Source organism: Caulobacter sp. 602-2 (genome assembly GCF_011043625.1).
Classification (GTDB): Bacteria; Pseudomonadota; Alphaproteobacteria; order Caulobacterales; family Caulobacteraceae; genus Caulobacter.
The window spans coordinates 555107-568743 of the sequence record NZ_JAAKGT010000001.1 but is presented as its reverse complement, the minus strand read 5'-3'; the positions used below and the strand labels follow the sequence as shown (position 1 = coordinate 568743).

General features: G+C 70.1%; 8 protein-coding genes. 6 read left to right on the top strand and 2 right to left on the bottom strand.

All coding sequences use genetic code 11. The features are described from left to right. Positions 1-106 precede the first annotated feature (106 nt). From G5B46_RS02515 to G5B46_RS02495, 5 genes are read left to right on the top strand one after another with little or no spacing between them, the layout of a single operon-like run. A complete protein-coding gene (locus G5B46_RS02515) occupies positions 107-2590 on the top strand; it encodes an acyl-CoA dehydrogenase (RefSeq protein ID WP_165255764.1) in 2484 nt (827 codons plus the stop codon). Continuing rightward, positions 2587-3915: a 3-oxoacyl-ACP reductase gene (locus G5B46_RS02510; RefSeq protein WP_165255763.1), complete on the top strand. Its 1329-nt coding sequence runs from the start codon at positions 2587-2589 to the stop codon at positions 3913-3915. Before G5B46_RS02515 ends, G5B46_RS02510 begins: the two co-directional genes overlap by 4 nt. Positions 3916-3917: 2 nt before the next feature. Next, positions 3918-4778, top strand: a complete 861-nt coding sequence (locus G5B46_RS02505) for a MaoC/PaaZ C-terminal domain-containing protein (protein ID WP_205691432.1) — start codon at positions 3918-3920, stop codon at positions 4776-4778. Further along, complete coding sequence (locus G5B46_RS02500; RefSeq protein ID WP_165255761.1) at positions 4772-6058, top strand: acetyl-CoA C-acetyltransferase; 1287 nt, start codon at positions 4772-4774, stop codon at positions 6056-6058. The genes G5B46_RS02505 and G5B46_RS02500 overlap by 7 nt, the downstream gene beginning before the upstream one ends. Then, positions 6055-7779 (top strand): AMP-binding protein, encoded by a 1725-nt coding sequence (locus tag G5B46_RS02495; protein WP_165255760.1) that lies wholly within the window; start codon positions 6055-6057, stop codon positions 7777-7779. Before G5B46_RS02500 ends, G5B46_RS02495 begins: the two co-directional genes overlap by 4 nt. On the opposite strand, the gene G5B46_RS02490 is transcribed toward G5B46_RS02495, so the two are convergent. After that, positions 7772-8665, bottom strand: a complete 894-nt coding sequence (locus G5B46_RS02490; protein WP_240903288.1) for a bile acid:sodium symporter family protein — start codon at positions 8663-8665, stop codon at positions 7772-7774. The genes G5B46_RS02495 and G5B46_RS02490 overlap by 8 nt on opposite strands. 3 nt (positions 8666-8668) lie before the next feature. Continuing rightward, positions 8669-10345 carry an FAD-binding dehydrogenase gene (locus tag G5B46_RS02485; RefSeq protein ID WP_165255758.1) on the bottom strand — a complete coding sequence of 559 codons (1677 nt, stop codon included), beginning with the start codon at positions 10343-10345 and terminating at the stop codon, positions 8669-8671. Between the two features lie 272 nt (positions 10346-10617). On the opposite strand from G5B46_RS02485, the gene G5B46_RS02480 reads away from it, so the two are divergent. Beyond that, the gene (locus tag G5B46_RS02480) at positions 10618-13572 is read left to right on the top strand and encodes a TonB-dependent receptor (protein WP_165255756.1); all 2955 of its coding nucleotides are present in this window, start codon (positions 10618-10620) and stop codon (positions 13570-13572) included. Positions 13573-13637: the final 65 nt, after the last annotated feature.

Sequence of the window (13637 nt, the reverse complement as noted above, 5' to 3'; positions counted from 1 at the left end):
CGCTCAGTTTGAGTAACTGGGCCGCCGCCAGGGCGCCCAGCATTCCGAGTATCCGACTTTTGACACAGCCGACGGGGGCCGCCCCGCCGGTCGGGGGATTGCGACCATGCTGATCTGGATTGGCGCCGCCGCGCTCATCGCCTTCGTTCTGACCTTCGTTCAGGCCAGGGCCGCTCTGTGGGCCGTCGCGACGGCGTTATGGATAGGCGCCGGCTTCGCGGCCGGGGTGATCGGCTCGACCGCCACGCTGGTGCTGGCCGCCATCGCCGCGCCGATCGCGGTGCTGACCACGTTCCGCCCGCTGCGCGCCGCGCTGCTGTCGGGGCCGGCCATGGGCGCCTTCGCCAGGATCATGCCGCGCATGAGCCCCACCGAGCAGGCCGCGGTCGAGGCCGGCAACGTCTGGTGGGACGCCGAGCTGTTCGCCGGCAAGCCCGACTGGAAGCGCCTGCTGGCCACGCCCGCGCCGGCGCTGTCGGCCGAGGAGCAGCGCTTCCTCGACATCGAGGCCGAGCACCTGTGCGACCTGTCGAACGACTGGGAGAGCACCTCGGTGTGGCAGGACCTGCCGCCGGCCGCCTGGGAGTACGCCCGCGACAAGGGCTTCCTGGGCATGATCATCCCCAAGCGCTACGGCGGCCTGGGCTTCTCGGCCTACGCCCACAGCCAGGTGGTGCAGAAGCTGTCGACCCGCTGCTCGGCCGCCGCCGTGTCGGTGATGGTGCCCAACTCGCTGGGCCCGGCCGAACTGCTGCTGCACTACGGCACCGACGCCCAGAAGGACCACTACCTGCCGCGGCTGGCGCGCGGCGACGAGATTCCGTGCTTCGCCCTGACCAACCCCTATGCCGGCTCTGACGCGGCCTCGATCACCGACACCGGCGTGGTCTGCCGGGGGCTGTGGAACGGACGCGAGACGCTGGGCTTCCGGGTCAGCTGGCGCAAACGCTACATCACCCTGGCGCCGATCGCGACGGTGATCGGCCTGGCCTTCCGCGCCGTCGATCCCGACGGCCTGCTGGGCCAGGGCGCCGAGCCGGGCATCACCTGCGTGCTGCTGCCGCGCGACCATCCGGGCGTGAACATCGGCCGCCGCCACTGGCCGCTGAACGCGGTGTTCCAGAACGGCCCGATCACCGGCGACGACGTCTTCGTGCCGATGGAGATGGTGATCGGCGGCCAGGCCCAGGTGGGCAACGGCTGGCGGATGCTGATGGAGTGCCTGGCGGCCGGCCGCGCGATCTCGCTGCCGTCGTCCAACGTGGGCATGTCCAAGCTGGCGGTCGGCATGGTCGGCGCCTATGTCGCGATCCGCCGGCAGTTCAACATGCCGATCGGCGCCTTCGAGGGCGTGCAGGAGCCGCTGGCCCGCATGGCCGGCCACCTCTACGCCTCCGACGCCTTGCGCCGCCTGGCGGCCGCGGCCCTGGACCAGGGCGAGAAGCCCTCGGTGGTGTCGGCGATCGCCAAGTATCACGTGACCGAACGCGCCCGCATCGTCGTCAACGACGCCATGGACGTGGTCGGCGGCAAGGGCGTCTGCATGGGACCGGGCAACTTCCTGGCCCGCGCCTATCAGCAGATCCCGATCGCCATCACGGTCGAGGGCGCCAACATCATGACCCGCACCCTGATCATCTACGGCCAGGGCGCGATCCGCTGCCATCCCTACGTGCTGACGCTGATGCGGACGGCGCAAAGCCAGAACCTGAAGGACTTTGACGCGGCCCTGTTCGGCTATGTCGGCTTCCTGCTGCGCAACCTGGCCCGCTCGAGCGCCTTCGCCCTGACAGGCGGCCTGCTGATCGGCAAGCCGGCGGGCGCCGCCCCGCAGCTGGGCCGCTACTACCGGGCCGCCACCCGCTATTCGACCCTGCTGGCCCTGGCCTCGGACCTGTCGATGGCGACGGTCGGCGGCGCGCTGAAGCGCAAGGGCGCCCTGACAGGACGCCTGGGCGACATGCTCTCGCAGCTCCTGATCCTGTCGAGCGCCCTGAAGCGCTTCGAGGACGAGGGGCGCCCGGCCGAGGACCTGCCGCTGGTCCACTGGGCCGCGCAGGACGCCCTGGCCCGCACGAGCGAGGCCTGGCGGGCGCTGCTGGCCAATCACCCCAGCCGCATCGCCGCCTTCGTGCTGGGCCTGGTCGGCGCCGGCGCAGGTCGCGCGGGACCGGACGACCGCGTCGCCGCCGAGGTGGCGGGGCTGATCCAGCGCCACGGTCCGGCGCGCGACCGCCTGCTGGCCGGCTCGTGGACCCCGCGCATCGAGGTCGACCCGATCGCCGCCACGGCCGTCGCCTTCGACCTCCATCCGCAGGTGGAAGCCGTCGAGCGTCGCCTCAAGCCAGAAATCGCGGCGGGCCGCATCGCCCGCGCGCCGCAGAACCTGACCCTGCTGGACGCCTGGGCCGGCGAGCTGCAGGCCAAGGGCCTGATCTCGAGCGCCGAGCGCGACCTCTTCGCCCGCTTCGCGGTGCTGGCCGACATGGCCATCCAGGTCGACGACTTCCCGCAGGACTTCGGCCTGGCCGAGGGCCTGGCGCGCCGGGGCGGCAAGCGCGCCGCCAAGCGCGAGAAGGTGGCCCAATGACCGACCGCTACCTGGAGTTCGCCAACAGCGGCCTTGGCGGCTGGATGGTCGGCGCCCTTGGCCTGCCCAAGCCCGCGCCGCTGCAACGGCGCGCCGAGGCCGGAGCCGTCGCCCTGCATCCGCTGCTGCTGGAGTCGGCCGGAAGCGGCCGGATGGGACCGGTGCTGGAACGCGTGGCGCTGGCGTCGGGCGCGCCGCTGCGCCGGCGCTGGTCGGCCGACGAGCGCTATGGCGGCCTGGTGTTCGACGCCAGCGACTGCGTGGACGTGGCTTCGGCGAGAGCGCTGTACGCCTTCTTCCACCAGGCGGTGCGCTCGGTGGCCGAGCACGGCCGGATCGTGGTCGTCGGCACGCCCCCGGATCAGGCGGCCAGCGCCGAGGCCGAGGCCCTACAGCGGGGCCTTGAGGGCTTTGTCCGCTCGCTGGCCAAGGAGGCGCGGCGCGGGATCGGGGTGCAGCTGCTCTATGTGGCGCCCGGCGACGAGCAGGCCGCGGCCAGCACGCTGGACTTCCTGCTGTCGCCGCGCTCGGCCTATGTCTCTGGGCAGGTGGTGCGGGTCGCCGCGCCCGGCGTCGCCGAGGACGCGCGCCTGGGCCATGCCGGCCGCCATGTGCTGGTCACCGGCGCCTCGCGCGGCATCGGCGAGGCGATCGTGCGGCTGTTCGCCGGCGAGGGGGCGCAGGTCACGGCGCTGGACGTGCCGGCCGCGCGCGAGGACCTCGATGCGCTAGCCGGCGAGCTGGGCGTGCGGCCGCTGGGCCTGGACATCACCGCGGCCGAGGCGGGGTCCGCCCTGGTGACGGCGGCGCGGGCGGCGGGCGGTTTCGACGTGGTGGTGCACAACGCCGGCATCACCCGCGACCGGACGCTGGCGCGGATGGACCAACGCGAGTGGGACAGCGTCATGGCGGTCAATCTCGGCGCGCCGCTGGCCCTGACCCGGGCGCTGCTGGAGGCCCAGGCGATCCGCCGCAACGGGCGCATCGTCGCCGTCTCCTCGCTCAGCGGCGTGGCCGGCAACATGGGCCAGACCAACTACGCGCTGTCCAAGGCCGGCTGGATCGGCGCCGTGCGCCGCCTGGCCCGCGACGGCCTGGGCGAGGGGGTGACGATCAACGCCGTGGCGCCCGGCTTCATCGAGACCCGGATGACCGCCGCCATCCCCTTCGCCATCCGCGAGGCCGGGCGACGGATGAACAGCATGGGGCAGGGCGGCAGCCCGGTCGACGTGGCCGAGACCATCGCCTGGCTGGCCCATCCCGCCAGCGGCGGCGTCAACGGCCAGGTGATCCGCGTCTGCGGACAGAGCCTGCTCGGGGCCTGACCATGACCGACATGGCCGAACCGGTCTCGACCCTGGCCCTGGCGGGCGGGGCCCTGCGGGGACTGCTGCGCCGGGGCGGGGCGTTTCCGGACGCGACGCTTGAGGCCGGCGGGGTGTGGCTGCGGGGCGAGGCGATCGCCGCCTATGCCGAGCTCTGCGGCTTTAATCCCCGCGCCGGGGTTCCGCCGACCTTTCCGCACATCCTGGCCTTTCCGCTGCAGATGCGGCTGATGCTGGCGGCGGACTTTCCCTATCCGGTGATGGGGCTGGTGCACCTCTCCAACCGCATCCGGCAGCATGCGCCGCTGAAGGCGGGGGACCGCCTGGCCATCAGCGTGCGAACGGGGCGCCTGCTGGCGCACGACAAGGGCCAGGCCTTCTCGCTGGAGACCACGGCGCGGCGCGACGGCCAGGTCGTGTGGGAGGGCTCCAGCGTCTACCTGCGGCTGGGCGCGCCGGGGCAGGGCGATCCCGCTCCCGTCGTCGACGGCGGACCGGCCGACACGCGCGTCGGGACATGGTCGCTGCCGGCGGATCTGGGCCGGGCCTATGCACGCGTGTCAGGCGACGCCAACCCGATCCACACCTCGGCCCTTGGGGCCCGGCTGTTCGGTTTCAAGCGGGCCATCGCCCACGGCATGTGGGTCAAGGCCCGGGCCGTGGCGGCGCTGACAGCGGGCCGCACCGTCGAGGCCGGCGAGGTCGAGGTCGCCTTCCGCGCGCCGGTGCTCCTGCCTGGGCAGGTCCAACTGCTGGCCGGTCCCGAGGGGCCGGAGCGCTTCTTCGAAATCAAGGACGCCCAGGGCGCGCGCACCCATCTGCGCGGCCGCCTGAGCCTCAAGACACAGGACCTTTCATGCTGACCCTGCCCGCGCCGCGGCGCGTCGCCATCCTCGGCGGCAGCCGCATACCGTTCGCGCGCTCCAACACCGCCTATGCGCAGGCCTCCAACCAGGAGATGCTGACCGCGGCCCTGCAAGGCCTGGCCGACCGTTTCAACCTGCACGGCCTGAGGCTGGGCGAGGTGGCGGCGGGCGCGGTGCTCAAGCACTCGCGCGACATCGCCTTGACCCGCGAGGCGCTGCTCTCCACGACGATCGGCCACGACACCCCGACCTACGACGTCGTCCAGGCCTGCGGCACGGGGCTGGAGGCGGCGATCCTGGTGGCCAACAAGATCGCGCTGGGCCAGATCGACGTCGGCGTGGCCGGCGGGGTCGACACCACCTCGGACGCGCCGATCGCGCTGAACGAGGGCTTCCGCAAGGCGCTGCTGGCGGCCAATCGCGAGAAGACCAACGGCGGCAAGGTCAAGGCGCTGCTGGGGGCTGGCCTTACCGCGCCGTTCAAGCCCGAGCCGCCGCGCAACGCCGAGCCCCGCACGGGTCTGTCGATGGGCGAGAGCTGCGAGGTGATGGCCAAGCACTGGAGCATTCCGCGCGCCGAGCAGGACGCCCTGGCCGTGCGCAGCCACCAGCGGATGGCGAAGGCCTATGCCGACGGGCTGTTCGACAGCCTGGTGGTTCCGTTCCGAGGGCTGAAGCGCGACAACAACCTGCGGCCCGACATCGACCCGGCCAAGATCGCCACGATGAAGCCGGTGTTCGACCGCGAGCACGGCACGCTGACGGCGGCCAACTCCACGCCCCTGACCGACGGCGCCTCGACGGTGCTGCTGGCCAGCGAAGAGTGGGCCAAGGCGCGGGGGCTGCCGGTGCTGGCCTACCTGCGGGCGGGCGAGACGGCGGCGGTGGACTTCGTCAAGGGCGACGAGGGCCTCTTGATGGCCCCGGCCTACGCCGTGCCGCGCATGCTGGCAAAGCTGGACCTCTCCCTGCAGGACTTCGACTACTACGAGATCCACGAGGCCTTCGCCGCCCAGGTGCTGTGCACTCTGAAGGCCTGGGAGGACGAGACCTACGCCCGCACGCGACTGGGGCTGGACCGCGCGCCCGGCGCCATCGACCGCGAGAAGCTGAACGTCCACGGCAGTTCGCTGGCGGCGGGCCATCCGTTCGCGGCCACCGGCGGGCGGATCCTGGCGCATCTGGCGACCATGCTGGATCGCAAGGGAAGCGGCCGGGGGCTGATCTCGATCTGCGCCGCGGGCGGCCAGGGCGTGGTGGCGGTGCTCGAGAAATGACGAACGCCCAGACCCTCGCCGCCGACGCCGACCGCCTATGGGCCGAACGCTTCTGGACCCGCAGCTACCGCGCCGACGTGCCGGCCACGATCGACGACGAGCTGGCGCTGTGGCGTTCGGTCGGCGAGCTGTTCGAGGCCGACGCCAGCCGCTACGCCGATCGGACCGGCTTCGTCAGCCTGGGCACGGGCGTCAGCTACGGCCGCGCGCTCGCCGAGGCCAAGGCCTTCGCGGCCTGGCTGCAGGCGGTCGGCGTGCGCCAGGGCGAGCGGGTGGCGCTGATGATGCCCAACTGCCTGCAATACCCGGTGGCGCTGTTCGGCACGCTGATGGCCGGCGCCGTGGTGGTCAACGTCAACCCGCTCTACACGCCGCGCGAGCTGCGCCACCAGCTGGAGGACAGCGGCGCGGTGGCCATCGTGGCCATGGAGATGTTCGCCCGCACGCTGGAGCAGGCCATCGAGGGCACGGCGATCCGCCACGTGGTGGTCACAGCCATGGGCGACATGATGGGTCCGGCCAAGGGCGCGGCGGTCAACGCCATGATGCGCCACGTCGAGAAGCTGGTTCCAAAGTGGCGGCTGCCCGGCGCGCTGCGCTGGCCGGCGATGATGCGCAAGGCGCGGCGGCTGAAGCTGGCGCCGGTGGAGATCCGGTCCGGAGACCTGGCCTTCCTGCAGTACACGGGCGGCACGACCGGCGTGGCCAAGGGGGCCATGCTGACCCACCGCAACATCATCGCCAACGTGCTGCAGGGCCGGGCCTGGATCATGACCCAGATCCCGCAGGACCAGGCCGTCGGCAACGTGACGATGCTGCCGCTCTACCATGTGTTCTCGCTGACCGCGAACCTCCTGATGTTTGTCGGCGTGGGCGGGCGCAACATCCTGATCGCCAACCCGCGCGACGCAAAAAGGGTGGAGTGGGTGCTGCGCAACGAGCGCTTCACCGGGCTGACGGGGCTGAATACGCTCTTCACCAGCCTGCTGAACAACGAGGCTTTCCGCAGCCGCAACTTCTCGGACCTGCGCCTGACGATCGCCGGCGGCATGGCCACCCAGCGAAGCGTCGCCGAGGAGTGGCAGGACGTCACCGGCGCCCCGGTGATCGAGGGCTATGGCCTGACCGAGTGCTCGCCGGTGGTCTGCATCGGCTATGTCGACATCGACCATCCGCAGACCATGGGCTTCGACGGCACGGTGGGCCTGCCGGTGCCGTCGACCGAGGTGCGCATGCGCCGAGACGACGGGTCCTGGTGCGGGATCGACGAGCCGGGCGAGCTTTGCGTGCGCGGCCCGCAGGTGATGAAGGGTTATTGGGGCCATCCCGACGAGACGGCCAAGGTGCTGTCGGCCGACGGCTGGCTGGCCACCGGCGACATCGGGGTGATGCAGGCCGACGGCCGCGTGAAGCTGCTGGACCGGCTGAAGGAGATGATCCTGGTCTCGGGCTTCAACGTCTATCCCAGCGAGATCGAGGACGTGGTCGCCGCCCATCCGCTGGTCGAGGAGGTCGCCGCCGTCGGCGTGCCCGACCCGGTGCAGGGCGAGCGCATCAAGATCGTGGTCGTGCGCCGCTCGGCCGACCTGACCTCCGAAGCCCTGGTCGCCCACTGCCGCGAGCGCCTGACGGCCTACAAGGTGCCCCGCATCGTCGAGTTCCGGGCCGAGCCGCTGCCCAAGACGCCGGTGGGCAAGGTGCTGCGGCGCGAGCTCAGGTGATCGCCCGCGCCGCCTCGCGCGGCGCCGTGCGCGTAAGCACCAATCCGAACACCGCCGCCAGCGGGAACATCAGGACGCCATAGACGGCGGCCGGCAGGCTCATTTCCGGTCGCTGCAGCACCGATTGGGCGACGACGATGGCCAGGGCGGCGTTGTGCAGGCCCACCTCGAAGGCGCTGGCGATGGCCTGGTCGCGAGCCACCTTCAGCACCCGCGGGACGACGAAGCCGACCGTGAGGCTGAGGATGCAGAAGGCGATGGTCACCCCGGCCAGGCCGACGACCTCGTCCTTCAGGGTGGCGATGTTGGCGGCGACGGCCGCGCCGATCAGCAGGGTCAGGAACGCCACCGACACCACGCGCACCGGCCGGTCCATGGCGTCGGCGAAAGCCGGACGCAGGCGGCGGACCAGCATGCCCAGCGCCACCGGCCCCAGCACCACCAGGAAGACCTCGACCGTCTTGGAAAAGCGCAGGCCGACGCTCAGTTCGCCGGGCTGGAAAAAGGCGACCGACAGCTTGACGACGATCGGCAGGGTGACGACGGCCAAAACCGAGTTGATCGCGGTGAGGCTGATGTTCAGAGCGACGTCGCCGCGGAACAGGTGACTGTAGAGATTGGCCGCCGTGCCGCCCGGCGAGGCGGCCAGCAGCATCAGGCCGACGGCCGTCTCGGGCGGCAGGCCAAACAGCAGGGCAAGGCCAAAGCCCAGCACCGGCAGCAGCAACAGCTGGCACGACAGGGCGACGACGGCGGCGCGCGGCCGCCTGCCGACGCGGGCGAAGTCGGCCGGCGTCAGGCTGAGGCCCAGGCCGAACATGATCAGGCCCAGGGCCGCGGGCAGGGCGACCGTGGTCAACGGCGAGGCCAGAGCGTCGGCGCCCATGGTTCAGACCGCTCCGGCCAGGGCGCGGCCGGCGGCCAGGCCCGTGAAGATGCAGCCGCCGAGGAACGTGCCTTCCAGGGCGTTGTAGCCGTGCAGCCCGCCGCCGCCGAAGCCCGCGGCCTCGCCGGCCGCATACAGCCCCTCAAGCACCTGGCCGTCAGGCGTCAGCACGCGGCCCGAAAGGTCGGTCTGCAGGCCGCCCAGCGACTTGCGCGTCAGGACGTGCAGCTTGACCCCGATCAGCGGTCCGGCGGCGGGATCGAGAATCCGGTGCGGCGCGGCCGTGCGGGCCAGCCGGTCGCCCAGAGAGCGGCGGCTGTTGTGGATGCCCATGACCTGCAGGTCCTTGGCGAAGGGATTGCCCATCTGGGCGTCGCGGTCCTCGATCTGCCGGCGGATCAGGGCCGGGTCGAGCAGCGGCGCCGCCGTCAGAGCGTTCATCCTGCCGACCAGCTCCTCCAGGTTCGCCGAGACCACGAAGTCCACGCCGTTGCGCTTGAAGGCGTCGACCTCGGGCGGCGCGCCCTTGCCCAGGCGCGACTTCAGCAGCGACAGCCGGCGGCGGTTGGTGATGTCGCCGTTCTGCTCGGAACCGGAGAGGGCGAACTCCTTCTCCAGGATCTTCTGGCTGACGATGAACCAGGAGTGGTCGTGTTCGGCCAGGTCGGGCGTGGTGCGCAGATGGCGCAGCGTGGCGATGGTGTCGTAGCCGGGCAGGGCGGGGAAGGGCAGCCGCCGTCCCAGGGCGTCGAACCACATCGACGAAGGTCCCGGCAGGATGCGGATCGCATGCCTGGGCCAGATCGGGGCCCAGTTCTGCACGCCCTCGACATAGTGCCACATGCGGTCGCGGTTCACGAGCCGGGCGCCGGCGTCGGCGGCGATGTCGAGCATCCGGCCGTCGACATACTCGGGCACGCCGGTGATCATGCTTTTCGGCGGCGCGCCCAGGCGTTCGGGCCAATAGCGGCGGACCAGGTCGTGGTTGCCGCCGATGCCGCCGGTGGCCAGGACGACCGCGCCGGCCTTGAGGGTGAAGTCGCCGACGACCTGGCGATTGGACGGCGCCCCGCGCGGCGCGTCGTCGGCCGCCAGCACGCTGCCCGAGACGCCGGTCACCCGACCGCCTTCCACGACCAGGGCGTCCACGCGATGGCGATGATGGAAGCTCAGCACGCCCCGGCCGGCGGCCTGGCGGGCGCGATCGGCGAACGGTTCGGAGACCCCGGTGCCGGTGCCCCAGGCGACGTGGAAGCGCGGAACCGAATTGCCGTGACCCAGGGCCTGGCCTGCGCCGCGCTCGGCCCAGCCGACCATCGGCGTCAGCGTGATCCCATGTCGGCGCAGCCAGTCGCGCTTGTCGCCGGCGGCGAACTCGACATAGGCGCGGCCCCAGCGGATGGCCCATTCGTCCTGCGGCAGGGCGCCGTCCAGCCGGTCCCAGTCGGCGCTGCCCAGCCAGTCGCGCCAGGCCAGGTCGAGGCTGTCGCGGATGCCCAGGCGCCGCTGCTCGGGCGAGTTCACCAGGAACAGGCCGCCGAACGACCAGAAGGCCTGGCCGCCCAGGTTGGCGGCGTTTTCCTGGTCGACCAGCGCCACGCGCTTGCCCGCCTGGACCAGTTCGTTGGCGGCCACCAGCCCGGCCAGCCCGCCCCCGACGACGATGACGTCAGCGTCCATTCCTTGCCCTCCCGTGCGGCGCAGACATTGTCCGTTTTTACAGCGATGTAAATATTAATTCCACGTCAGGCAGGGGCCCTAGGTAGCCGTACGGAGCTTACGTCAGGGAACTGAACATCGGTGTAAGTAATGTATTGACATGCTAGTGAATAGGTAGATCGTACAACCCAACCGTCGGCGGATCCGCCAATGCCGTCGGAGATTGATTTGGGGCGGGGGAAACGTTCATCGGCCTGGACGGAGAGCTGGGCCGAGGTAGGGGAGGATAGGGCATGGCTTCATCAGCCCGCGCACGCGCGCGTCTGGCTGTCACCGCGTCGATTTTCGCGCTCGCCGCCGGGGCGGGCCAGGCCTTCGCGCAGGAAGTGACGCAAGTCGAAGACATCATCGTCACGGCCCAGAAGCGTTCGGAATCGATCCAGGACGTGCCGATCGCGGTTTCGGCCCTGTCTTCCGAAAGCCTGAACGAACTGAAGATCGAGGGTGGTTCAGAACTGATGCGGGCCGTGCCCAACGTGTCGTTCTCGAAGGCCAACTTCAGCATGTACAACTTCTCGATCCGCGGGGTCGGGACCAAGGCGATTTCGGCCAGCAGCGACCCCGCCGTGGCCGTCAGCTTCAACTCCACGCCGCTGATCCGCAACCGCCTGTTCGAACAGGAGTACCTGGACGTGCAGCGCGTGGAAGTGCTGCGCGGGCCCCAGGGCACGCTGTACGGCCGCAACGCCACGGGCGGCGTGGTCAACATGATCCCGAACCTGCCGGGCCGGGAATTCGAGGGCTTCATCAAGGGCGAGGTCGGCAACTACGACAGCCGCCGGATGCAGGGCGTGATCAACGTGCCGGTGGGCGAGACCTTCGCCCTGCGCCTGGCCGGTTCGGCCACCCAGCGCGACGGCTTCGACTACAACAGCTTCAACGACACCAAGGTCAACAACCGCGACCTGTGGTCCACGCGCCTGTCGGCCGCGTGGGAGCCGACCAGCCGCTTCCGCACCAACTTCATCTGGGAGCACTTCGAGGAAGACGACCAGCGCTCGCGCACCGGCAAGCAGTTGTGCACCACCGATCCTGGCCCCACCCAGATCGGCACGGTGGCCGTGACCAACTCGATCCTTCGCAACCGCCTCAGCCAGGGCTGCCTGCCCGGGTCGCTCTATGACGACGCGGCCTATGGCGTGCCCAACGGCGGCGCCTTCGCCCACATCTTCCTGGCCTCGTTCTCGTACGGCCGCAACGCGGCGGGCCAGAACGTCTCGGCCATCCCGCTGGGCACCGACCCCTATGCCGGCCTGACCCAGTCGCGCGACCTGCGCGAGATCGCCACCAGCTATGACCCGATCTTCCGGGTGAAGAACGACGTCTTGCAGTTCAACATGGAATTCGACCTGAACGACAACCTGAAGCTCATCTCGCAGACGGCCTACGCCAAGGACGACTACTACTCGTCCCAGGACTACAACCGCTTCGTCTCGAACCCGATCTTCAGCAACTCGGACGGCCTGTTCAACCTGCTGAACCAGCCGTACATCAACGCGACCACACCAACGCCGGGCGGATACTACACCGATCCGCAGCTTGGCCGTTCCAACCGGATGGTCTCGGCCGACTTGTCGCGGTCCGACAACCGTCAGTGGACACAGGAACTGCGCCTGCAGTCGAGCTATGACGGCCGCTTCAACTTCAGCCTCGGCGCCAACTACATCGACTTCAAGTCGAACGACGACTATTTCGTCTTCAACAACGTGTTCACGTTCCTGGCCGAGTACTACTACAACTACATCCCCGGGCAGGCGCCCAACATCCTGCGCCCGACCGAGCGCTGCACGCCGCAGACGACCAAGGAATGCGTGTACGTCGACTACTCGCCGCTGAACCAGCTCGAGGGCGACGGCCACAACTACTTCCGCAGCAAGAACCAGATCCACACCCGTTCGTGGGGCGTGTTCGGCGAGGCCTATTACGACCTGACGCCGCAATGGCGCGTGACCGCGGGCCTGCGCTACACCGACGACCGCAAGGTCAGCACGCCCTATCCGAGCCAGCTGCTGCTGGGCGGCGACCGCGGCAATCCGGGTCCGCTGTCGGGCGGCTATGTCAGCCGCGGCTATCCGGCCCTGCCGGACATCGACCAGCAATGGGACGCGCTCACCGGCCGCCTGGTGGTCGACTGGAAGCCGACCGTCAGCTTCACCGACGAGACCATGGTCTACGCCTCGTTCTCGCGCGGCTACAAGGGCGGCGGCGCCAACCCGCCGCGGGTCGACATCAACCCGACCGTCATCCAGTACCAGCCGCTGCCCGAGACCTTCGATCCCGAGTACGTCAACGCCTTCGAGATCGGCGCCAAGAACACCCTGGCCGGCGGCAAGCTGCGGCTGAACGCGACGGCCTTCTACTACGACTACAAGGACTACCAGGTCTCGCAGATCGTCGACCGGATCTCGCTGAACGAGAACTTCGACTCCCGCACCTGGGGCGTCGAGCTCGAGGCGGTGTTCCGACCGAACCGCAATTTCCGCGTCGACGCCAACCTCGGCTACCTGAACACCAAGATCGACGACGGGGAGGGGTCCATCGACGTGATGAACCGCACCCAGGGCAACAGCGAGTGGACCGTGCTGCGTCCCTGGCTGCAGGTTCCGTCGAACTGCATCGCGCCGACCCGGCACGTGCAGACGATCCTGTCGCGGCCGTTCCCGGCCGAGCAGACCGCGATCGCCCTGCAGGCGCTGTGCGGCGGCTCGCTGCGGACCGGCACGTTCAACCCGAACTTCAGCTCGATCGCGCCGTTCTGGAGGCTGTACGGCTTCACCTACGACCCGCTGACGGAAGCGCCGAACGGCGGCCGCGGCTTCGAGGCCGACCTGAGCGGCAACGAACTGCCCAACGCCCCCAACTGGACCGCCAACATCGGCGCCCAGTACACCTTCCACCGCGACGACTGGGCCCTGACCCTGCGCGGCGACTACTACTACCAGGGCGAAAGCTACGCCCGGGTCTACAACACCACCTACGACCGCCTGAAGTCGTGGGACAACGTCAACATCTCGGCCACGCTCGAGCGTCCCGCCGACGGCCTCGTCATCCAGGCCTACGTCAAGAACCTGTTCGACAAGACGCCGATCACCGACGCCTTCACCAACAGCGACGACACGGGCCTGACCACCAACGTCTTCACGCTCGATCCGCGCCTCGTCGCGGTCAGCGTCTCCAAGCGCTTCTAGCGCGATCTCGGTGACTCGCCGCCTCGGAAAACCGGGGCGGCGACCTTTTCGCCGCCTCCTCCGGA

Coding starts and splice junctions, on each gene's coding strand:
- G5B46_RS02495 (WP_165255760.1), top strand. CDS start 6,055: ATGACGAACGCCCAGACCCTCGCCGCCGACGCCGACCGCCTATGGGCC.
- G5B46_RS02500 (WP_165255761.1), top strand. CDS start 4,772: ATGCTGACCCTGCCCGCGCCGCGGCGCGTCGCCATCCTCGGCGGCAGC.
- G5B46_RS02505 (WP_205691432.1), top strand. CDS start 3,918: ATGACCGACATGGCCGAACCGGTCTCGACCCTGGCCCTGGCGGGCGGG.
- G5B46_RS02490 (WP_240903288.1), bottom strand. CDS start 8,665: ATGGGCGCCGACGCTCTGGCCTCGCCGTTGACCACGGTCGCCCTGCCC.
- G5B46_RS02485 (WP_165255758.1), bottom strand. CDS start 10,345: ATGGACGCTGACGTCATCGTCGTCGGGGGCGGGCTGGCCGGGCTGGTG.
- G5B46_RS02480 (WP_165255756.1), top strand. CDS start 10,618: ATGGCTTCATCAGCCCGCGCACGCGCGCGTCTGGCTGTCACCGCGTCG.
- G5B46_RS02510 (WP_165255763.1), top strand. CDS start 2,587: ATGACCGACCGCTACCTGGAGTTCGCCAACAGCGGCCTTGGCGGCTGG.
- G5B46_RS02515 (WP_165255764.1), top strand. CDS start 107: ATGCTGATCTGGATTGGCGCCGCCGCGCTCATCGCCTTCGTTCTGACC.